This is a genomic window from Mesorhizobium sp. M0243 (genome assembly GCF_040321775.1).
Taxonomy (GTDB): Bacteria; Pseudomonadota; Alphaproteobacteria; order Rhizobiales; family Rhizobiaceae; genus Mesorhizobium.
On the sequence record NZ_JAMYSF010000013.1, the window covers coordinates 91,612 to 110,489 of the forward strand.

Below are 18,878 nucleotides of genomic sequence, written 5' to 3' on the forward strand. Positions count from 1 at the left end.
TGCTCCGTAAACAGGACATGAAACCGTCGATGCCACGCTTTGACATCCTAGGACAGCTCGGTTCGCTGCGTCGCTATGCGCGCTCGCTGACGCGCGACAGCACCGACGCCGAGGATCTTGTCCATGACGCGCTGGTGCGCGCCTATGAGCGGCGCAGCACGTTCCGCTCCGGCGGAAACCTGCGCGCGTGGCTGCTGTCGATCGTCCACAACACCTTCATCGACAAGATGCGGTCCCGCAAGTCCGAAGCGTCGCGCGTCGAACAGGCTGGATACCTGGCCGACGGCAGCACGCCGGCACCACAGGAACATTCGGTGCGCCTAGCGCAGGTGCGCGAGGCTTTTTTCAGCCTGCCGGAAGAACAGCGTTCAGCGCTGCACCTCGTCGCCATCGAAGGCCTCTCTTATCAACAGGCCGCCGATGCCAGCGGCGTGCCGCTCGGCACGCTGATGTCACGCATCGGCAGGGCGCGCGCCGCACTGCGCGAGATGGAGGAGCCGGCGAAGGCAAAAAACCATCTCAGGATCGTTGGAGGCCCGTCATGACCGCAACTGTCGATCCCGTGACCGATATCGACCTCGACGCCTATGTCGACGATCAGGTCGACGTCACCCGCCGCATCGAGGTCGAAGCATTCTTGTCCGCTCGCCCGGAGGCGGCGGCGCGCGTGATGTCGGATCTCAGGACCCGCGATGAACTGCGCGTGGCGCTTGCCGGTTCCGCAGGTTTGGCCGGCTCCAAAGGCATGGCGCGGTCCGCGACCGCCGATGCCGCGCGGCGGCTGGAGAGGGGGCTTGCCCGCGGCCGGCTCTTCGGCGTGTTGCAGCGCGCGGCGGCGGTCGCCGGCTTCGTCGCCGCCGGCTGGCTGGCAAACGGCATCATCGGGCCGATGTCGGTGACCAAGGTCGTCGCCTCGCCGCAGCCGCCCGCCTATGTCGACGAGGCGGTGCAGGCCCACAGGACGACGCTGGTGCGCGAGAGCATGCCATCGCAGCCGGAAGCGCCCAATTACAACGCCGGCGAAATCCGCGCCGCCACTGCGATCGTCATGCCGTCGCTGCCGACGGATTGGAGGGTGCGCGACGTGCAGATCTATCCGTCGCGCTTTGGGCCGAGCGTCGAGATGGCGGTCGAGACGAAAGACATGGGGCTGGTGTCGCTGTTTGCGATCCGGCCCGGAACCTTCGACGTCGTCAAGCCGACGATAGCGCCCTCGGGCGATATTTCGTCGGCCTATTTCCAGATCGGCGATGTCGCCTATGCGGTGGTCGGACGAAGCGAGGTTCACGACCTCGACCGCGCCGCCGAGACGCTTGCCAAGACGCTTTACTGATCGATCCACAAAGGAGAACGCAAATGAACACCCCCAATCTGGGATATCGCGTCGGCGCCGGCGCGCAAACCGGAGCCATCTTCGACGAGGGCCTGCGCCAGCATATGCTGCGCGTCTACAACTACATGGGCGTCGGCCTTGTGGTCACCGGCCTCGTCGCCTTCATGATCTCATCGACGCCGGCGCTCTACGTGCCGATCTTCTCCAGCCCGCTGAAATGGGTGGTGATGCTGGCGCCGCTCGCCTTCGTCATGTTGTTCTCGTTCAAAATGCAGACCATGTCGGCGGCGAGTGCCCAGGCGATGTTCTGGGCCTTCTGCGCGGTCATGGGCCTGTCGCTCGCCTCCGTGTTCCTGGTCTTCACCGGAACCAGCATCGCGCGCACCTTCTTCATCGCCGCCACCATGTTCGGCGCCACCAGTCTCTACGGCTACACGACAAAGCGCGACCTGACCCAGTTCTCGTCGTTCCTGATCATGGGCCTGATCGGCGTTGTGATCGCCAGCATCGTCAACATCTTCCTCGGCTCGACCGCGCTGCAGTTCGCCATCTCGGTGATCGGCATCGCCGTGTTCATCGGCCTGACCGCCTGGGATACGCAGACGATCAAAGAACAGTATGCCGAGAATTTCGACGCGGAATCGCGCCAGAAACTTGCCGTCTTCGGCGCCTTCTCGCTCTATCTGAACTTCATCAACATCTTCCAGCTGCTGCTGAATTTTACCGGCGAACGCGAATAACGACTATTCGCTGTGGGCAAGAGCGAGGGTTATTGCTCTTGATGCGGAGAGGTGGCCGGAGGGAGATCCTCCGGCCACAATTCGTTCCTGCAGAACCAGGCTACACCTTGAGTCCCCAAGAGCTTTTGCTAGTCTGCCGACCGCGCCGGCCTTCAACAACGACCCGCGAGGAAATGTGGCACAGGACAGCCAAACGCTTCATGGCGACGGCATCTCGGCGACCATCGTCGCGCAGGGTGCCGAACTGATTTCGCTGCAAGACGCGCACGGATTTGAATTCCTGTGGCAGGCGGGGCCAGAATGGCGGCGGCACTCGCCGGTGCTGTTCCCGATCGTGGGGCGGCTGGCGGGCGATCATCTGCGCCATCGCGGCCGGACCTATCCAATGACGCAGCACGGGTTTGGGCGCGACAAGCCGTTTGCCTGGACGCAGAAGGGGGCGAGATCCTGCACGCTGGTGCTCACTGACGACGCCGACACCTGGGCGCGCTATCCGTTCGCCTTTCGGCTTGAAGTGACCTATACGCTGGTCCGCCAGCAGCTTGATGTGACTTTCGACATCGCCAACACCGGTGATGAGCTCCTGCCGGCATCGATCGGGGCGCACCCGGCATTCAATTGGCCCTTGCAGCCGGATTTGGCCAAGGCGGATTACCGGCTGATCTTTGCCGATGATGAGCCGGCGCCGATCCGCCGTCTTAAGGACGGACTGCTGCTGAAAACGCCACAGCCGACGCCTGTCGAAGGCAACATACTCCCGCTCTCTGAGCGGTTGTTCGACGAGGACGCGGTGATCATGGACCAGATCGCCAGCTCCAGCGTGCGTTATGCCGCTGAGCGTGGCCCGGCTCTGGAGATGTCCTGGCAAGGGGTTCGGGAGTTGGGCGTCTGGTCAAAGCCGGGCGGCGCGCCATTCCTTTGCATCGAACCTTGGCACGGCCTTGCAAGCCCGGTGGATTTCGATGGTGATTTTGTCGACAAACCAGGTCTGATGCTGGTCGCGCCGGGGGCAAAGCGCGTGATGAGCTATCAGACACGGCTGCTATGACGTTCCTGATCGGCAGATCCAGTCACGCCGGGAGTGCCCTATGAAGCTGTATTTCAGCCGCAATCCCAACCCTCGATTGGCGGTCGCGGCGGCACTCCATCTCGACGCGAAAGTCGAATTTGAATTCGCCTCGCCCTTCGCTCCGGGGCAGGCGGAGAAATATCGGCCGTTAAATCCCAATCTCTCACTGCCCATCCTTGTGGATGATGAGGGAAAGAGCCTCTGGGAGGCAGACGCCATAGCCTGCAGGCTCTCGCGCGACGCGCATTCGGATTTCTGGCGCACCGGCGATGACGAACCCGAGATGATCCGTTGGCTCAGCTGGGGCAAGGAGCACTTCGCACTCGCTTGCGACACGGTGCATTTCGAACGTGGGACCAAACAGCGGTACGGCATCGGCCCGATCGATCAGAAGCGGGTGGAGGAGGGCCTAAACCAATTCCATACGGCCGCGGCAATACTCGACGCCGTGCTTGCCGAGCGGCAGTGGCTGGTCGGGAATTCGGTTTCCTATGCCGATTTTCGAATGGCGACCTTTCTGCCGTTCAACGATGCCGCCAGATTGCCGCTCGACGATTATTCCTCTGTCAGCCGCTGGTACCGTCGGCTTGAAGACATCGACGCCTGGCGTGACCCTTTCAAGGGGATGGATGCACCCGAATTGCTGCCGGTGCCGCAAACGGCTGTCGCGGACCAGCGGTGAGAACGCGCGCGAAGAGCCGCGCAGCAGGCCGAGTCTACCAAGGCAATGATGTGCGGGGGATCGGATGAATATCTATGTCCTGAGTGTGGTCGAAGGACAGGAATGGGTCCTTCCTCGACAGGCGGACGACTACCAGCTGTTTTCGACGCTCTGCGGCCGGAAGCAGACACAATGGCATCCGCCCGGGATGGAGATCCTGTGCGAACACGACGACGGTACGCTCCGGCAATATTCAGATTTTCCATGGCTTGGCGAGCATGCGCTCATCCTGCGGGCGAGGGCGTTGAAGTTGCTTCGGCCAACCCTCGAACCGTACGGTGAATTCCTGCCGCTTCGTGCTGACAAGCCAATATCGCTCTTCAATGTCACCACCGTGATCGATGCGCTGGACGAGGAACGTTCAAAGATCGTTCGCTTTGACGATGGCGGCATAATGGTGATCGAAAGCCTCGTCCTTCGAGCGGACGCAATCGGCGGTGCCGAGATATTCAAGCTGCCCGAGCGTGCCGATGGGGTGCGAATATCCGATATCTATCTGCAGGAGACGATCGTACGCCGGATCGGGGAGCTTGGGCTCAAGGGCATTGCTTTCAACTTGGTCTGGAGCGACGAGCCGGTCGGACAAGGCAGGATCGAGTACCCAGGTGTGGAAAAGGGCATTTCAGCCGCAAGCTTGCTCACGAGCTTTTGGGCCGGTCTGCGGCGAAAAGCGGGGTTTTGATATCAAACCTGCCGGACGACGGTGCCGACCACATTGACGAGAAGGCGCGCGGCGGTCAGCGCTGACAGGCCGTCGATGTCGGCCGGAGGATAGAACTCGACAAGGTCGAACCCTGCGATCCGGGTCCGTCTGCCGAGGCCGGCGATCAGGTCGATCACCTGCATGTAGGTGAGGCCGCCGGGTGTACGCGCCGCCACGCCCGGCATGATGCTTGGATCGAGGCTGTCGCAGTCGAGGGTGACGACAACCCGCGCGCCTTCCGGAATATGCCGGAGCGCGGCTTCGACGCCCTGAGCGTGAACCTCGCGGGCGGTCACGAAGCGGCTGCCATAGCGCCGTGCCGCTTCGATCTCGGTGATGCGTGCGCTGCCGACGCTGCGCAGGCCGACTTGCACCATGCCTGCGACATGCGGCATCTCGCTCGCCCTGCGCATCGGGCTCGAATAGCCGTGGCGCTCGCCATACACCTCGTCGCGCCAGTCGATATGAGCGTCGATCTGCAGGACCCAGACCGGCCCGTGCTCCGCAAAGCCGGCGAGGAAGGGAATGGTCATGGAACAGTCGCCACCGATCAGGATCGGCACGGCCGGCAATGCCAGGATCTCGCACGTTTTTGCCTCGATCCTGCCCCGGTTTCCGGCGTTGTCATGCATGGTGGTCAAGATATCGCCGAAGTCGATGCAAGAGGCCGGCTTGCCGTCGAACAGCGGGCCGCCGAGATCGAAATCCCAGTGCTCGACGAGCGCGGCATCGTCCTGGCTCGCAGTTCGGATGGCATCCGCCGCCAAGGCATGGCCGCGGCTGTCCTTGCCGGGATAAGTGCTGCCGTGACCGGCTCCGAAGATCACTGCGCGGGGCATGTGGCCATCTGTCAGGCGATCGGGAAAGCCGAGAAAGGGAGGCGAGGGTGTCATGGCTTGATGGATCCTGATGATGGCTAGCGCACGCCAATCGGTTGTGTCTAAGTCAAGCGCCTCGGCTTCAGCTTTGTGGGCCGATTGGGTAAGCCCAATAAACTCTAAAACAATCGAGATCGATCACCCACCTGGTGTTTCAAATTTGGGCCAATGGGACATTGGCGGTGGCATGGGCCGATCTCGAGGCGACATTGCGCTGCCGACGAGGACGTTGGCGGTTTGGATCGGCAGGCGCGATCCCGAAATTTCCAGTGCGTGACGAGAATGAACCTTGGCTGGTCGCCTGGTAGCGGAACCAGGCGAGGTTCACGTTGTTACCACAGCGGGCGACTACCGGTTGCCGGATTCGGAGTCATCGTTTCATGACCAATGGTCCATTGCCTGAAAACGTTCTGGTCTCGCTTCCCAAGATCGATGCAAAAGCGGCGCCGACGCTCAAAAATGCCGAGGCGGAGGTATTTTACACGGAAGCAATCCGCGAGCTTACCGCCACCGACATACCCTTTCTGGTCGCCGGGACTTACGCGGTAAGCGCTTATACGGGTGTCACCCGCCAGACCAAGGACCTCGATATTTTCTGCAAGGCAGGCGATTACGCGCGGATCCTCGCCCATTTCAAGCAGCTTGGATATGCCGTCGAAATCGAGGATGACCGGTGGCTCGGCAAGGTGTTCAAGGGCACGCATTTCTTCGACGTCATATTCGGCTCGGCCAACGGCACGGTGCCTGTTGGCGACCTGTGGCTGGAACACGCCCGCCAAACAGAGCTGTTGGGCAGCAGGGTGCGGATCATCGGCCCGACCGAACTCATCTGGTCCAAATGCTTTATCCAGGACAGAGGGCGACACGATGGCGCCGATATCGCTCATACGATTCTCAAGGCGGGCGATCAGATCGATTGGCACCGGCTGCTTTCTTATCTGGAGGTTCATTGGGAGGTTCTGTTGATGCAGCTTATCAATTTCAGATGGATCTATCCGAGCGAGCGCGATCATATCCCGGCGTGGCTGCTCGATGAATTGCTCGACCGCCTCGCCAAGCAACGGCAGTTGCCGTCTCCAAGGATGAAGATCTGCCGTGGGCGGCTGCTTTCGCAAACCGATTACGAAATCGACGTCAAGGAATGGGGCTTCGCCGGCGTCGGTGGTGTGGGAGAATTCCGTGATGGCTGATCCCGTCAAGAGCAGCGGGCCCAAGGACGGCGCACGCGCGCTCAAAGTTGCCGCGGTCGGGGATCTCCATGTGCGGGAAGATGCGCAAACCTCGTATCGAAACCTCTTCGGCGAAATTTCGAGCGAAGCGGACATTCTCGTTCTCACGGGAGATCTGACCAATCTCGGCAAGCCTCGTGAAGCGGAGATGCTGGCCGAGGATCTGCGCAACTGCTCGATCCCGGTCGTGGCGGTGCTCGGCAATCATGACTACGAGTCTGGTGCGGTGGAAGACGTCACGAACATCCTGCGCCAGGCGCATGTTCATCTCCTCGACGGGCAGGCAGTCGAAATCGAAGAGGTGGGTTTTGTCGGCGTGAAGGGATTCATAGGCGGCTTCGGGTCACGCATGCTCGGCTCATTCGGTGAACCGGCCATCAAGACGATGGTCGCCGAAAGCGTGAACGAGGCAATGCGACTTGAAAACGCGATGCGCCAGGTGCGGGCGAAGCGCACGCTGGTGATCCTCCACTATGCGCCGATTGCCGACACAGTCGCGGGAGAACCGCCGGAGATATTTCCATTTTTGGGCTCTTCACGCCTGGCGGAGACGATCGATCGGTTCCAGGTTAGTGCTGTCGTGCACGGTCATGCACATCGCGGTTCTTACGAAGGTCAAACGCCTGGCGGAGCCAAGGTCTACAACGTCGCCATGCATGTGACCAAGCCAAGCGGCCGCCCCTACGCCTTGCTCGAAATCTGACGCCAGCGGCATGCGCCGTGGTGCCCATTGGCCCGAACTCAATTGGTGGCGTTGATCGACTTCGCCAACTCTTCCAGCTTCCGGGGATCGTTGCCGTGACGGCGCACCAGTTCGCGAGCCTGCCTGGACGGCAAATCGGTCGTGGCCGCCAGTTGTCGCACCTGCTGATCGTCGATGGCGACCTGCGGCAATGTATGGTCGATATTTCCTTGCTTGTCCTTCATCGCGCTTCTCCTTGATCCCTGTCGATGACAACGGCTCGAAAATCCGACCGGTTCCGAACGATCTGCAAACTTTTGGGCCGGCACCTGGGCGGACCAACATGCGCGTGCCCTGAGGGCGTAACGATCTCGATGGCTGGATTCTGCCAGGAACCATGCCACGGCGCACGAGTTGTTCCGACTGAACGGAGATAGTTAGATGCCACAGCCAAGACAGCCAGACCCAAATCGCGATGTGCCCGTGCCGCCTCCAACATGGAAGCCCCAGCCGATCGAGGAACCCGAACCGGAAAGGCTCCCGGACGAGACCCCGCTGCCCAATCCCGACGAGAATGAAGAGCCTCCCGTCCACGCATAGACGAAGGGGAGCTTCTTTATCGCGGGGCAAGTGCCCAACCTCGAGACAGAAAGCCCATCGCCTGCAGATCGGCAAAGTTGAATGGTTGCTTCGGCGCCTCAAGTCGTCGTCTGGATGATCAGGGTCAGCGTGCCATCGCCATCTATGTTTGCAGCGACAACCTGCGAGGAATTGAGCCCATTCGCCCTCAAAGCCGATGTCGCCTGAGGCGAAGCATCGACTGAGTTTTGCAGGCGAAGCAAATCTTCGGCGCTGGTTTGATTGATCACGGCATCCGCCTGCGCCTTGATTTCGTCAGGCAAATCCTCGACGGCGATAATGGCGACGCCGGTGAAATTCAAATCAGCAGAGCCTGGATCTGGCAGCGCCAGCTCCGGTTGCACTTCGCCCTGCGGTGGCGTCACCTGGGGAGGCTGCGGGCCAACAGTTTGGGCGTAGACGGGCTGAATGATGACCGCCCCGGAAAGTGCGAGAGCTATCGTCAACATGCGCATGGTCGCTCCTTACATCCTCGAGGAGATTTTGAAGAAACCCCCATGCTGAGCGATGGTTCCCGCGGGGCTGGTCCCGCCGGGCGATTTCGTCCCAACTCACCCCAGAGAGACGCCGAAAACCTTGGCCAGGGCGTCCGTCACACGGCTGTCTCCCAACCGGTTGGGCGGTTTCGTACGGAATCGTACCATCGATTGATCTGCACCTTGGACAGGATCAAAATCAAGCAGAGGTGACCATGGGAGGGAGCCGCATGAGCATCGCCAGATGGGCAATAAGACCTGTCGGTACCGCCAAGGCGTTTCTGGCAGAGGAGCTTCGAAGTGCGCGATACGGCGACATTGTTTCGGTCAAAGCGGCGATAGAGGCCGCTCGCAGGGACGCGCCTTATTTGCAGGACACAGACGATGAGTTGATGGAGACGATCGTCGAGCTGGCACGGGAACTGGGGCTGGCCGTCCTTTTTGACTCTCGCGATTGACCGATGAGCCATGGCTGGAGGACTCACCGGCGGTTGAAGCGATTTGGTACGAAATCGACAATTGGCTCATGGCCGAAAATGCGCAATCATTGGGAAATGGGACGACGGTTGGACGACAAACTCGATTGCAAGGCTTGTGGGACTATCCAAATGGACATTCCCGACAACGCGGAGGAATCGACGCCAATTCATTGCAGCAATTGCGGCGCCTTTCTCGGCGAGTGGGGCGAATTGCAGGACGATTTCTACCGTCAGGCTCGCGGTACCGAAGCATTCGACTTGCGCAACGGAACCATTATCAAGAAGTAGCGCGCAACAACGCGGCCTCCGAATAACATCGGTAAATCCACAGGGGTTGGCAGATCTAGCCGACGTCGATGACGACCATCAACCCGCCGCCGCCCTTCTCCTCGACATTGTTGTTCGTCGTGTGATGCGGGATGTGGCAGTGAATGAGCCACTTGCCGGGACGCAGCGCCTTCCACACGACGTCATAGCGCTGTCCCGGTCCGACATTGATGGTATCGGCCAGGAAGCGTGCCGAGGGAGAAAGCGTCTCACCGTCACGGGCGACGACCTCGAAGGGTCCGCCATGGATATGCATTGGATGGACGAAGCCGTTGTTGGTGCCGATGAAACGCACCTTCAGCGTCTCGCCCACCTTCATAGGAATGGTGTCGGTTGCGGGATAGGCCTTACCGTTGATGGTGAAGAAGTTCGGCATGCCGCCTTCCATTGGCATTGAGGGGTAGGTCAGCCCATCACGCACCAGCCATTCCTGAAGTTCGATGACATAGTCGTGGTCAGCCGGAACCTCGTCGGCAGGATTGGCGGGATCGATGATCAGCGCCCCATAAAGCCCCAGCGCCTGGGTGCGGTCCGGCTTGGCATGCGGATGATAGAAATAGGTCCCGTGCTGGGTCGCGGTGAATGCATAGGAATAGGATTGTCCAGGTTCGATCGGCGGCTGGGTGATCTCGGCAGGCCCATCCATCTGGTTCGGCAGAATCATGCCGTGCCAATGCACCGTGGTTTCTTCGGGCAGGTCGTTGGTGACGTCGATGCGAACCTTATCGCCTTGGCGAATGTGGATGCGCGGACCGGGAATCTGGCCATTGTAGGCATAGGCGTCGACCGCGACGTTGGGCAGGATCTGCCAGCGGACCACCGATGGTCTGAGCTCGAACACCTTGACGCCGTTCTCCAGGCGGAATGGCAGTTCCTGGTCGCCCTTGGCGGCAAGAGCATAGGACGAGGTAACGCGACGCGGATCGGTTGCAGCCATGTCACGCATGGCCTCCGCCGGCGTGTCGCGACCCATGATCATGCCTTGCGGCATGATCGCGCCGCCGACGTCACGCGCCGAAAGCGTCAGGTTCAGCCAGTTGGCCGGCGCGGCCATGCCGATCGCCAGCGCCAACACCGACACAATACCGAGGGCCGCAATCTGCGGCGTGGTAGCGTCCGTCTCCATCTGGTGGCCGCTGCGTTTGGACTTATGGGAGGTGTTGCGGCTTCGTCGGCCGTCGCCGGCGTTGGGGTGATGCATAGCATGCTGTTGGTGGGCGGTCGGCTCTCCACTGCTCGTTTCGTTCGCCTGCGGGCGCTGCGTCATCAATCCGTGCTTCAGCCCGCGCGCGACCAGCCAGACATTGGCCGGATAGGCGAGCGTGAAGCCAGCGATGACGCCGATCGACATCACGCCCCAGAACAAAAGCTCGTTCGGCTCCATGGCGCGCATGTCGCGCCCCATCATCAGAAAGCTCATGACGGGTGCCATGCCGGCCATCATGAAATTCATCGAGATGAACTCGGGCAGGAAGCTCTTGCGCACGTTCTCCCAGTAGGTGCCGCCCATCATCGATTTCATGAACAGCGATTGGAAGATGAACAGGCCGAAGGCAAAGCCCGCCAGATATTCGACGATGAGGTCGAGCCACATCGGCAAGCCAAGCGTTGCCGTGATGACTGCGGCGAGAATGATGCCGGTCGCATCGCCGGCAACGCAGTGGATGGTCGAACCGACCCCCTGTTTCCACAGCGGCCTGGTAAAGTCTTCATGCTCGCCCGGCCGTGGCTCCTTGTCTGCAAGCACATAAAGCAGCAGCCCCAATGGACCCATATAGAGGGTCACCAGGATGAAACCCCATTTCATCACCACCGGTTCGGGATTGTTGCGGTATTGATCGAAGCCGACATAAAGCGTCGAGGCGGCGGCAAGAGCGAACCAGACGGCAAGGAAATAGTCGATTGGCTGGATGAACATGGATGCATCCCGTCGCGGATCAGTGGCTTGTCACAAGCAGCCCCGTCGATGAACGCAGCCGGCGTGTTTATGATCCCGCCGGCCCAATCCGGTTGTGTCGAATTCTCCAGCCTGGCGCTCTTGTCGAAGCATTAACGCGCGGTAATTCCCTTGAAGGCGTGGGCGCTTCGCTGCCTCAACAGGAGCTGGCCATGAAACATCAAACACTCGACCAACTGCATGCCGTCGCCAAGATTGAATCGTCGGCTGCCTATTCCGCAATGACACGAAATCAGCGCGTAGAGCGCTGGGCTGAACTGCTGGAGCGTAATCCCGAGCGATGCCTTGGGGCGTTTGCAGGCACTGAACATTTGCACCCTGAAGCACGTGCGATGATGCGGGGCGAGGGTACGGCAATTTCGGTTGCCTTCGAAGATCCAGTGCTGCGCGCATCGGGTTTGAAAGACGACACATATGGTGAGGCAAAGCGCTTTTTCGAGTTGAACGACTGGCAGTTGCACGACATCGTCTGCGATTGCCACGTCGGCTCAACCATGAAAGCGCGCTGGGCTGCGACGCGGGTCCGCTCAGCCATCAGCGGCAGGTTCTTTGCGTGGTTGCGGCAAAGGATAATGCGCTGACCGTAGTTGGGGATCGTCGTCGCTTCGGTGCGGCATACGATCCCCTGTCTTGCCGATTGGATGTCTTGCCGATTGGATGTCTTGCCAATCGGAGGTCTCGCCGATCGGATCAACGCTTGTCCTGGTATAGCCGGTCGGTCGCTCGGTCGCTCTCCCTTCGTTCGGCGGGTCCACGCCGACGGCGTGCGATAACGGCATAGGCCATCAGCACGATCAGCAGCAATGGGCCGCCGGCAACGACGACCAACCACATGATATCTCCAAACATGGCGGCATCTCCTTTCCCAGACAACCGGCGAGGAGGAGAACCGTTCCGCGCAGCAGGCCACCTCGGTCGCCCCTGGTCATTAACTTACGAATTGCGCTCGTAGGTTCCGATGAGTTCAGCCTGCTCAAGCGAATGTTTCTGCGCCTCCCGCCAGATGCGCTCGATGCCCACGCTGGCTGGAATGGCAAGGCTCGGGGTGTCGAGCGCGGCCAGCCGGAAATGGTAATGGTGAACGCCATGTCCGACCGGCGGCTCAGGGCCGTCGTAATAGGCGTTGCCAAAATCATTCGTTGCTTGCCTGAGGGCGCCCGGACCCGGCTTGCCGCTTTCGGCCTCGGGAAGTTCCCTTGCGTCCGGGGAGATGTTGAACACCGCCCAATGACCAAACGTTCCGCTCGGCGCGTCAGGATCCTGAACGACGAGAACAAGGCTCTTTGCTTCATCTGGCACTCCAGACCATTTCAGCGGCGGCGATACGTTTTTGCCGTCTCGTGTGTATCTTTCGGGAATTTGTCCGCCTTCGGCAAAGGCGGCACTGCTAAGGGCAAGTGGCATGGTTCACTCCTCCGGCGAAGTTGATCCCAGCGACGCGCAGGGCAGCTATTTGTTGGTCCGCATCTTTTGTCTTGGATCGATCCCGCCAGCGGCGGTCGTGTCGTTTTCGACGTCACCTTCGACCGTGTTCTCGCCTTCAAGCTCGAACTCTTCGCCTTCCTTGATCGTTCCCTTGGAAGTCCCGATACCAGGATTATTCGCCAAGTCGGCATCGCTTGGTTTTTTCCATTTCGGATGTTTGGTTCCGGTCATGAGAAAACTCCTTCGACGGGGATTGCAGTTTTGAAATCGCAGACCGGATAATTCGTTCCGGTTCCACGCCTCGGCTTCTTCATTGGTTCGCCGCGCGCCGGCTAAAGCCCGAATGGATAGGTGTCGGGAACGCCGGTTCTTGCATGCTCCGGGCCAAGCGGCGTCACTGCCGCGGTTTTGTCGAACCATACGAACGCGTCGAACTGCCGGGGCAGGGAAGCGTCCGCATAGTGGCTGCCCAGCTCGGTTTCCGGCCGGTAGATCACGCCGATAAATCGCTCCAGCCTTCGTTCCAGCAACCGCTCACGCAGCGTTGTGTCGCGCCCGAGGTCGAGCAGGAACCGCGACACAAGGGAATCGTGGCAAAGCCGTTCGTAGCTGTCGGCGTGCGACGCGCGAATTTGCTTCACCTCCATTTTGCCATCCCAGTTGCTGGCGGCCGCTACAGTGCCGGAATGCGTGCCCATACCGATCAGCGCTGCCTCATCCCCGAAACGCTGCCGGCAGAGTTGGCCGATGTTCAGTTCGTCCCTGACGACGCCCATCTCGGTAAAGCGGGCATCGCCGATATGGGAATTGTGCGCCCACACCACGGCCTTGGCGTTGGGGCCGCCGGCATGCAGCAAATGTTCCAACGTTTCGAACATGTGCGTGTCGCGCAGGTTCCAGGACTCCGCACCGCCATAGTACATGATCCGGTAATAGTGTTCGGCGGACGCGATCAGCCGGGCATTCTGACTGGCGTCGAGAAAGTCGGTGCCGTCCCTTTTCGCATATTCGAGCTGTTTGGCGAGCAAGTCCCGGCATTGTTCCAGCACCGCTTTTTCGCATTTTTGATAGCCGGCGGTGAGCACCGCGCGGCCGTAGGTGGACGGTTCGTGTTGCCAGGGCGTCAGACAGCCATAGCGTTCGCGCGCGATCTTGGCTGCCTGGGGATCGACCCGGTCGAGATAGTCGAGGACCGCGCCGATGGAACCGCTCATATTGTAGATGTCGAGGCCGTAGAACCCTGCTTGCTCCAAAGGCTCTAGCTTCTCGTTGTGACGGCGCATCCAGTCGGTGAAGGCCGCGACATCGGTGTTGCGCCACATCCACGTCGGAAATCGCTGGAATGGCGCACCAGTGCCGGTTCGGGGCCGACGATGGCGAACGTAGCGGTCGATCGCCGCCGCGTCGGGCCAGTCCGCCTCGACCGCGACGATGGTGAAGCCGTGGCGTTCGATGAGCCTGCGGGTGATTGCCGCGCGCGCCCCGTAGAATTCGGACGTGCCATGGCTTGCCTCGCCAAGCAGAACAATGCGCCGGTCGGCGAACCGATCGAACAATGCGCCGAAGGCCGGATCGTCGAAATCGGGCAGGGGTTCGGCCGCGGCCGCGATCATATCAGGCAGGCTGATCGGATGGGGATGTCGAAGCGGACGACCGACGTCGGTGACCGTGCCGTTTTCCGACCAACCCTGCTCGCCGATCAGAGGGACGAAGCGCACACCGCCGAAATCCTCCTCGCTATAGGTTGCGGCGCCTGTCCGGGTGACTTTGAGCAGACGTTGCAAATCCGGGTCGTCGCCGACCGGAATGACGAGCCTGCCGCCGACATCGAGTTGTTCCTGAAGGGCGAGCGGTGCGCCGGGACCGCTGGCTGTCACCACGATGGCATCGAACGGCGCCGCCTGCGGCCAGCCCTTGGTGCCATCGCCCGTCCGAACCTCGATGTTTTGGTAGCCGAGTTTTTCAAACCGCCGCTTCGCGGTTTCGACCAAACCGGGATGACGCTCTATCGTGTAGACCTGTTCGACGATCCGGCTCATCACCGCGGCCGCGTACCCCGAGCCGGTGCCAATTTCGAGCACATGGTCACCCGGTTTGACATCCGCCATCTCGATCATGAACGCGACGATGTAGGGTTGCGATATGGTCTGGCCGTCGGCGATCGGCAGCGGCGTGTCTTCATAAGCAAATTCCTCGAAGCCGGGTTCGACGAAGGCCTCGCGTGGAACTTCGCGCATAGCCTGCAGAATCTCACGGTCATGGATGCCGCGCCGGCCGACATGGATTTTGACCATTCGATCACGGGCACGAGGAAGATCGAGCATCTTTTAGCTCCCCTTTGGTGCAACGCTTCGAGGCGATCCTTCGCGGTACCTGCCTTGAGCCTGCCTTCGCGATTCCAGTTTCTAACCGCCAGAAGACTTCAAGGTTCCCGACTATCTGCGGACAGAGCCGTGTGCCCGCCGGGATAGCGTCCGGTCTCTTGGCTGCGCGGGTCGCGACGCCGCCCCGGACGGCGGCAGTCGGGGGTTGCTCAAGCGCAAAAATGCCCCAGTTATCACCAGCGAACCGAAGCTGGAGATGTCGATGAACGACAAGGCAGCCGCGACGCCGCAGGCTATCGGCCACGAACGGATCGACCTCTTGGACCGTTACTGGCGCGCCGCGAATTATATCTCGGTCGGCCAGATCTACCTGCTCGACAATCCGCTGTTGCGCGAACCGTTGAAGGCCGAACATGTCAAGCCGCGGCTGCTTGGACATTGGGGCACGACGCCGGGGCTGAATTTTCTCTACCTGCATATGAACCGCGTTATCCGCGAAAGCGACCTTGATGTTCTGTTTATCTGCGGCCCGGGCCATGGCGGTCCCGCAATGGTTGCCAACACCTGGCTCGAGGGCACCTATAGCGAGATCTATCCGGATATCGGGCAGGGCGAAGACGGCCTCAGGAAACTGTTCCGGCAGTTTTCCTTCCCCGGCGGCGTGCCAAGCCATGCCGCGCCCGAGACGCCCGGCTCAATCCATGAGGGCGGTGAACTGGGATATGCCTTGGTCCATGCCTGCGGTGCGGCCTTCGACAATCCGGACCTGGTGGTTGCCTGCGTCGTTGGTGACGGCGAAGCCGAGACCGGTCCGCTCGCGGCGGCATGGCATTCCAACAAGTTCCTGAACCCGATGTCGGACGGCGCCGTCCTGCCGATCCTGCATCTCAACGGCTACAAGATCGCCAGCCCAACGATCCTCGGCCGCATGGACGACCAGGAATTGCGAAAGCTTTTCGCCGGCTATGGCTACGAACCGTTCTTCGTCGAAGGCCACGAGCCGCTTTCCATGCACCAGTCGATGGCCGCGACGCTCGACACGGTGCTCGATCGCATCCGGTCCATTCAGGAGCAGGCACGGGCTCCGGGATGGCATGGTCAACGCCCGCAATGGCCGATGATCGTGCTGCGCAGCCCCAAGGGGTGGACAGGTCCCAAGGAGGTCGATGGCGAGAAGGTCGAGGGTTTCTGGCGCTCGCATCAAGTGCCGGTGTCGAACGCACGCGGAAATGAGGACCACCGCACGATCCTCGAAAACTGGATGCGAAGCTACAAGCCGGAAGAGCTGTTCGATGAAAGCGGACACCTGTTGCCAGAACTCGCGGCACTCGCCCCAACAGGGACAAAGCGCATGGGCGCAAGCCCGTACGCGAATGGCGGACTGCTGAAGCGCGATCTTGTGCTTCCCGACTGGAAAAGCCTGGCGCTGGAAGTGCCTCGTCCGGGAGGCGTCATCGCTGAAGCGACGCGGATTTGCGGAAGCTATCTTCGCGAGGTGTTCCGCCTCAATGCCGAGGCGCGGAATTTTCGCCTGATGGGGCCGGACGAGACGTCATCCAACCGCCTCGATGAGGTGTTCGAAGTTACCGATCGGATCTGGATGCAGCGCATCGAACCCTACGACGTCCATCTTTCCCGTGACGGACGTGTCATGGAAGTGCTCAGTGAGCATCTTTGCCAAGGGTGGCTCGAAGGCTATCTGCTCACCGGCCGGCACGGCCTGTTCTCCTGCTATGAAGCCTTCATCCACATTGTCGATTCGATGGTCAACCAGCATGCCAAATGGCTGAAGACCTCCGGCGAGCTTGCCTGGCGCAAGCCGATCGCCTCGCTCAATTACCTTTTGACCTCCCATGTCTGGCGGCAGGACCACAATGGTTTCAGCCATCAGGATCCGGGCTTTGCCGATCTGGTCGCCAACAAGAAGGCCGATACGGTAAGACTCTATTTTCCGCCGGACGCCAACACCCTGCTGTGGATCACCGATCATTGCCTGAGAACCTATAACCGCATCAATGTCATTACCGCCGGCAAGCAGCCGGCACCGCAATGGCTGTCCATTGAAGAAGCCGAAGCGCATTGCAAGGCGGGAGCGGGCATCTGGGAATGGGCCGGTACGGTTGCTCAGGGCGAGGAGCCCGACGTGGTCATGGCCTGCGCCGGCGACGTGCCGACACTGGAAACGTTGGCCGCGACCGACATTCTGCGCTCTGCGATCCCCGACCTGAAAATACGTGTCGTCAATGTTGTCGACCTGATGACGCTGCAGTCGAACACCGAGCACCCGCACGGCCTCGCCGATGGAGACTTCGACGCGTTGTTCACGAAGACACGGCCTGTCATCTTCGCCTATCACGGCTATCCCTATCTCATTCATCGCCTGACCTACCGTCGCGCCAACCATGACAACATGCATGTGCATGGCTTCCGCGAGGAGGGCACCACGACGACGCCGTTCGACATGGTGGTGCTCAATGAACTCGATCGCTACCACCTCGCGCTCGCCGCCATCGAACGCGTGCCGGGACTGGCCGAAAGGGCCGAAGGGCTTGCGGGCGAACTCCACGACCGGCTGGTGAAGCACAGGGCCTATGTCCGCGAGCACGGCGAAGACATGCCCGAAATCCAGGAATGGAGCTGGCCCGGCAAAAGCGCGGCAAAGGCGCGCCGATGATCCGCCGGTCGATCCTGGCGCTGAATGCCGGTTCGTCCAGCATAAAGTTCGCGCTTTACGATGTTGCCTCGTCGCAGGATCTGCAGCTCGTTTCACGCGGCACGTTGGACTTGGGCGACACACCCACACTCCGCGCAAAAGCGGCCGACGGAACGGTGCAGTGCGAGCGGCAGCTCGCCGCCGACAAGCCGCGTGATGCGGCCATAGGCGAGATGCTGAATTGGGTGCAGAGCGAAATTGGCGAAAGAAACCTGCTCTGCGCCGGCCATCGCGTCGTGCATGGCGGAAGCGAATTCATCGAACCTGTCCGTCTGACCCCAGACATCATCGACGCCATCGACAGGTTGACGCCGCTTGCTCCGCTGCATCAGCCTCGCAGTCTCGCGCCGGTCCGCGCGATAGCTGCCTTGCAACCGGACTTGCCACAGGTTGGCTGTTTCGACACCGCTTTCCACCAGACGATCGATCCGCTCGTGCGGCGCTTCGCCCTTCCGCGCCAGTATGAAGGGCAAGGCTTGCGCCGCTACGGGTTTCACGGTCTCTCCTATGAATACATCGCCGGGCGACTCAGCGGGATATCGCCAACTCTTGCGACGAAACGCACCATCGTCGCCCATCTCGGCAATGGTGCCAGCCTTTGCGCTTTGCAGCAGGGCAAGAGCATCGATACGACGATGGGGTTTTCGGCGCTGGATGGCCTCGTCATGGGCACGCGGTGCGGCGCCATCGATCCCGGCGTGCTGTTGTACTTCCTGCTGGAAAGAGGCATCGCGGCTGAGGAACTGCAGACAATCCTCTACGAGAAGTCGGGACTGCTCGGCGTATCCGGTATTTCGGGCGACATGAGGACGCTGGAAGCGAGCAATGATCCTCGCGCTCATGAGGCGATGGCGCTTTTCGCCTTTCGCGCCGCGAGAGAGGCCGCGGCGCTTGCAAACACGATGGGTGGTCTTGAATGCCTCGTGTTCACCGCCGGCATCGGCGAACGGTCCGCGTCTATCCGCAACGCCATATGCGAAAAATTGACCTGGCTTGGCGTGGTGCTTGAAGAACACGCCAACGACACCCACGCCGAAATCATCAGTCGGTCGGAGAGCAAGGTGGAGGTGCGCGTGATTGCGACCGATGAGGAAAGTGTCGTTGCACGTCACAGCCGCAAGGTGATGCAAGCCTGAAGGCTCGCCATCGGCATCTGAAGTCGGCTGTCGGTTCGGCCCGACGA

The 18,878-nt window shown here is 60.9% G+C and carries 21 protein-coding genes; 13 read left to right on the top strand and 8 right to left on the bottom strand.

All coding sequences use genetic code 11. The annotated features are described in order from the left end of the window. Positions 1-29: 29 nt before the first annotated feature. The 6 genes from NKJ11_RS18475 (at position 30) to NKJ11_RS18500 (ending at position 4,545) form a co-directional block, all read left to right on the top strand. Positions 30-545, top strand: coding sequence for a sigma-70 family RNA polymerase sigma factor (locus NKJ11_RS18475; RefSeq protein WP_245273246.1), 516 nt, complete (start codon positions 30-32; stop codon positions 543-545). Further along, positions 542-1,333: an anti-sigma factor family protein gene (locus NKJ11_RS18480; RefSeq protein ID WP_128304461.1), complete on the top strand. Its 792-nt coding sequence runs from the start codon at positions 542-544 to the stop codon at positions 1,331-1,333. The genes NKJ11_RS18475 and NKJ11_RS18480 overlap by 4 nt, the downstream gene beginning before the upstream one ends. Before the next feature lie 23 nt (positions 1,334-1,356). Next, positions 1,357-2,073: a Bax inhibitor-1/YccA family protein gene (locus NKJ11_RS18485; RefSeq protein WP_023812012.1), complete on the top strand. Its 717-nt coding sequence runs from the start codon at positions 1,357-1,359 to the stop codon at positions 2,071-2,073. Between the two features lie 175 nt (positions 2,074-2,248). Next, entirely contained in the window at positions 2,249-3,121 is an 873-nt protein-coding gene (locus NKJ11_RS18490; RefSeq protein ID WP_023812011.1) for an aldose 1-epimerase family protein, read from the top strand. A gap of 40 nt (positions 3,122-3,161) precedes the next feature. Beyond that, positions 3,162-3,824 (top strand): glutathione S-transferase family protein, encoded by a 663-nt coding sequence (locus tag NKJ11_RS18495; RefSeq protein WP_023812010.1) that lies wholly within the window; start codon positions 3,162-3,164, stop codon positions 3,822-3,824. 64 nt (positions 3,825-3,888) lie between these two features. Then, complete coding sequence (locus NKJ11_RS18500; protein ID WP_023812009.1) at positions 3,889-4,545, top strand: imm11 family protein; 657 nt, start codon at positions 3,889-3,891, stop codon at positions 4,543-4,545. A 2-nt stretch (positions 4,546-4,547) separates the two neighbouring features. On the opposite strand, the gene NKJ11_RS18505 is transcribed toward NKJ11_RS18500, so the two are convergent. Continuing rightward, positions 4,548-5,459 (bottom strand): agmatinase, encoded by a 912-nt coding sequence (locus NKJ11_RS18505; protein WP_023812008.1) that lies wholly within the window; start codon positions 5,457-5,459, stop codon positions 4,548-4,550. Between the two features lie 365 nt (positions 5,460-5,824). Here NKJ11_RS18505 and NKJ11_RS18510 point away from each other — a divergent pair, with 365 nt between their 5' ends. Both NKJ11_RS18510 and NKJ11_RS18515 read left to right on the top strand, forming a co-directional pair. Beyond that, positions 5,825-6,634, top strand: a complete 810-nt coding sequence (locus NKJ11_RS18510) for a nucleotidyltransferase family protein (protein ID WP_023812007.1) — start codon at positions 5,825-5,827, stop codon at positions 6,632-6,634. Beyond that, positions 6,627-7,376, top strand: coding sequence for a metallophosphoesterase family protein (locus NKJ11_RS18515; RefSeq protein ID WP_023812006.1), 750 nt, complete (start codon positions 6,627-6,629; stop codon positions 7,374-7,376). Before NKJ11_RS18510 ends, NKJ11_RS18515 begins: the two co-directional genes overlap by 8 nt. A 38-nt stretch (positions 7,377-7,414) precedes the next feature. Here NKJ11_RS18515 and NKJ11_RS18520 read toward each other — a convergent pair whose 3' ends face one another. Beyond that, positions 7,415-7,600 carry a hypothetical protein gene (locus NKJ11_RS18520; RefSeq protein WP_023812005.1) on the bottom strand — a complete coding sequence of 62 codons (186 nt, stop codon included), beginning with the start codon at positions 7,598-7,600 and terminating at the stop codon, positions 7,415-7,417. Positions 7,601-8,053: 453 nt separating this feature from the next. Beyond that, positions 8,054-8,449 carry a hypothetical protein gene (locus NKJ11_RS18525; protein WP_023812004.1) on the bottom strand — a complete coding sequence of 132 codons (396 nt, stop codon included), beginning with the start codon at positions 8,447-8,449 and terminating at the stop codon, positions 8,054-8,056. A gap of 251 nt (positions 8,450-8,700) precedes the next feature. Between NKJ11_RS18525 and NKJ11_RS18530 the strand changes: the two genes are divergently transcribed. Together NKJ11_RS18530 and NKJ11_RS18535 are read left to right on the top strand one after the other, a co-directional pair. Then, positions 8,701-8,928 (top strand): hypothetical protein, encoded by a 228-nt coding sequence (locus NKJ11_RS18530; protein ID WP_023812003.1) that lies wholly within the window; start codon positions 8,701-8,703, stop codon positions 8,926-8,928. 150 nt (positions 8,929-9,078) lie between these two features. Further along, entirely contained in the window at positions 9,079-9,237 is a 159-nt protein-coding gene (locus NKJ11_RS18535; protein WP_023812002.1) for a hypothetical protein, read from the top strand. 55 nt (positions 9,238-9,292) lie between these two features. Here the strand turns inward: NKJ11_RS18535 and NKJ11_RS18540 are convergent, their stop codons facing one another. Continuing rightward, positions 9,293-11,194 carry a multicopper oxidase domain-containing protein gene (locus NKJ11_RS18540; RefSeq protein WP_023812001.1) on the bottom strand — a complete coding sequence of 634 codons (1,902 nt, stop codon included), beginning with the start codon at positions 11,192-11,194 and terminating at the stop codon, positions 9,293-9,295. A 191-nt stretch (positions 11,195-11,385) separates the two neighbouring features. Here NKJ11_RS18540 and NKJ11_RS18545 point away from each other — a divergent pair, with 191 nt between their 5' ends. Then, a complete protein-coding gene (locus NKJ11_RS18545; RefSeq protein ID WP_023812000.1) occupies positions 11,386-11,814 on the top strand; it encodes a hypothetical protein in 429 nt (142 codons plus the stop codon). 109 nt (positions 11,815-11,923) lie between these two features. On the opposite strand, the gene NKJ11_RS18550 is transcribed toward NKJ11_RS18545, so the two are convergent. The 4 genes from NKJ11_RS18550 to NKJ11_RS18565 all read right to left on the bottom strand — a co-directional run bounded on the left by NKJ11_RS18550 (position 11,924) and on the right by NKJ11_RS18565 (position 14,982). Then, positions 11,924-12,082 (bottom strand): hypothetical protein, encoded by a 159-nt coding sequence (locus NKJ11_RS18550; protein ID WP_128304463.1) that lies wholly within the window; start codon positions 12,080-12,082, stop codon positions 11,924-11,926. An 84-nt stretch (positions 12,083-12,166) separates the two neighbouring features. Next, the gene (locus NKJ11_RS18555; RefSeq protein WP_352793902.1) at positions 12,167-12,637 is read right to left on the bottom strand and encodes a YbhB/YbcL family Raf kinase inhibitor-like protein; all 471 of its coding nucleotides are present in this window, start codon (positions 12,635-12,637) and stop codon (positions 12,167-12,169) included. 45 nt (positions 12,638-12,682) lie between these two features. Beyond that, on the bottom strand, positions 12,683-12,889 hold the full coding sequence (locus NKJ11_RS18560) for a hypothetical protein (RefSeq protein WP_013531530.1): 207 nt from the start codon (positions 12,887-12,889) through the stop codon (positions 12,683-12,685). 101 nt (positions 12,890-12,990) lie between these two features. Then, positions 12,991-14,982 carry a protein-L-isoaspartate(D-aspartate) O-methyltransferase gene (locus NKJ11_RS18565; RefSeq protein WP_352793904.1) on the bottom strand — a complete coding sequence of 664 codons (1,992 nt, stop codon included), beginning with the start codon at positions 14,980-14,982 and terminating at the stop codon, positions 12,991-12,993. Between the two features lie 262 nt (positions 14,983-15,244). On the opposite strand from NKJ11_RS18565, the gene NKJ11_RS18570 reads away from it, so the two are divergent. Together NKJ11_RS18570 and NKJ11_RS18575 are read left to right on the top strand one after the other, a co-directional pair. Continuing rightward, positions 15,245-17,656, top strand: coding sequence for a phosphoketolase family protein (locus tag NKJ11_RS18570; RefSeq protein WP_352793906.1), 2,412 nt, complete (start codon positions 15,245-15,247; stop codon positions 17,654-17,656). Then, on the top strand, positions 17,653-18,831 hold the full coding sequence (locus tag NKJ11_RS18575) for an acetate/propionate family kinase (protein WP_352775195.1): 1,179 nt from the start codon (positions 17,653-17,655) through the stop codon (positions 18,829-18,831). Before NKJ11_RS18570 ends, NKJ11_RS18575 begins: the two co-directional genes overlap by 4 nt. Positions 18,832-18,878 lie beyond the last annotated feature (47 nt).

What these genes read in the sequence shown, in the direction of transcription:
- NKJ11_RS18475 (WP_245273246.1), top strand. Translation starts at nt 30, where the DNA reads ATGCCACGCTTTGACATCCTAGGACAGCTCGGTTCGCTGCGTCGCTAT.
- NKJ11_RS18480 (WP_128304461.1), top strand. Translation starts at nt 542, where the DNA reads ATGACCGCAACTGTCGATCCCGTGACCGATATCGACCTCGACGCCTAT.
- NKJ11_RS18485 (WP_023812012.1), top strand. Translation starts at nt 1,357, where the DNA reads ATGAACACCCCCAATCTGGGATATCGCGTCGGCGCCGGCGCGCAAACC.
- NKJ11_RS18495 (WP_023812010.1), top strand. Translation starts at nt 3,162, where the DNA reads ATGAAGCTGTATTTCAGCCGCAATCCCAACCCTCGATTGGCGGTCGCG.
- NKJ11_RS18500 (WP_023812009.1), top strand. Translation starts at nt 3,889, where the DNA reads ATGAATATCTATGTCCTGAGTGTGGTCGAAGGACAGGAATGGGTCCTT.
- NKJ11_RS18505 (WP_023812008.1), bottom strand. Translation starts at nt 5,459, where the DNA reads ATGACACCCTCGCCTCCCTTTCTCGGCTTTCCCGATCGCCTGACAGAT.
- NKJ11_RS18510 (WP_023812007.1), top strand. Translation starts at nt 5,825, where the DNA reads ATGACCAATGGTCCATTGCCTGAAAACGTTCTGGTCTCGCTTCCCAAG.
- NKJ11_RS18515 (WP_023812006.1), top strand. Translation starts at nt 6,627, where the DNA reads ATGGCTGATCCCGTCAAGAGCAGCGGGCCCAAGGACGGCGCACGCGCG.
- NKJ11_RS18520 (WP_023812005.1), bottom strand. Translation starts at nt 7,600, where the DNA reads ATGAAGGACAAGCAAGGAAATATCGACCATACATTGCCGCAGGTCGCC.
- NKJ11_RS18525 (WP_023812004.1), bottom strand. Translation starts at nt 8,449, where the DNA reads ATGCGCATGTTGACGATAGCTCTCGCACTTTCCGGGGCGGTCATCATT.
- NKJ11_RS18530 (WP_023812003.1), top strand. Translation starts at nt 8,701, where the DNA reads ATGAGCATCGCCAGATGGGCAATAAGACCTGTCGGTACCGCCAAGGCG.
- NKJ11_RS18535 (WP_023812002.1), top strand. Translation starts at nt 9,079, where the DNA reads ATGGACATTCCCGACAACGCGGAGGAATCGACGCCAATTCATTGCAGC.
- NKJ11_RS18540 (WP_023812001.1), bottom strand. Translation starts at nt 11,194, where the DNA reads ATGTTCATCCAGCCAATCGACTATTTCCTTGCCGTCTGGTTCGCTCTT.
- NKJ11_RS18545 (WP_023812000.1), top strand. Translation starts at nt 11,386, where the DNA reads ATGAAACATCAAACACTCGACCAACTGCATGCCGTCGCCAAGATTGAA.
- NKJ11_RS18550 (WP_128304463.1), bottom strand. Translation starts at nt 12,082, where the DNA reads ATGTTTGGAGATATCATGTGGTTGGTCGTCGTTGCCGGCGGCCCATTG.
- NKJ11_RS18555 (WP_352793902.1), bottom strand. Translation starts at nt 12,637, where the DNA reads ATGCCACTTGCCCTTAGCAGTGCCGCCTTTGCCGAAGGCGGACAAATT.
- NKJ11_RS18560 (WP_013531530.1), bottom strand. Translation starts at nt 12,889, where the DNA reads ATGACCGGAACCAAACATCCGAAATGGAAAAAACCAAGCGATGCCGAC.
- NKJ11_RS18565 (WP_352793904.1), bottom strand. Translation starts at nt 14,982, where the DNA reads ATGCTCGATCTTCCTCGTGCCCGTGATCGAATGGTCAAAATCCATGTC.
- NKJ11_RS18570 (WP_352793906.1), top strand. Translation starts at nt 15,245, where the DNA reads ATGAACGACAAGGCAGCCGCGACGCCGCAGGCTATCGGCCACGAACGG.
- NKJ11_RS18575 (WP_352775195.1), top strand. Translation starts at nt 17,653, where the DNA reads ATGATCCGCCGGTCGATCCTGGCGCTGAATGCCGGTTCGTCCAGCATA.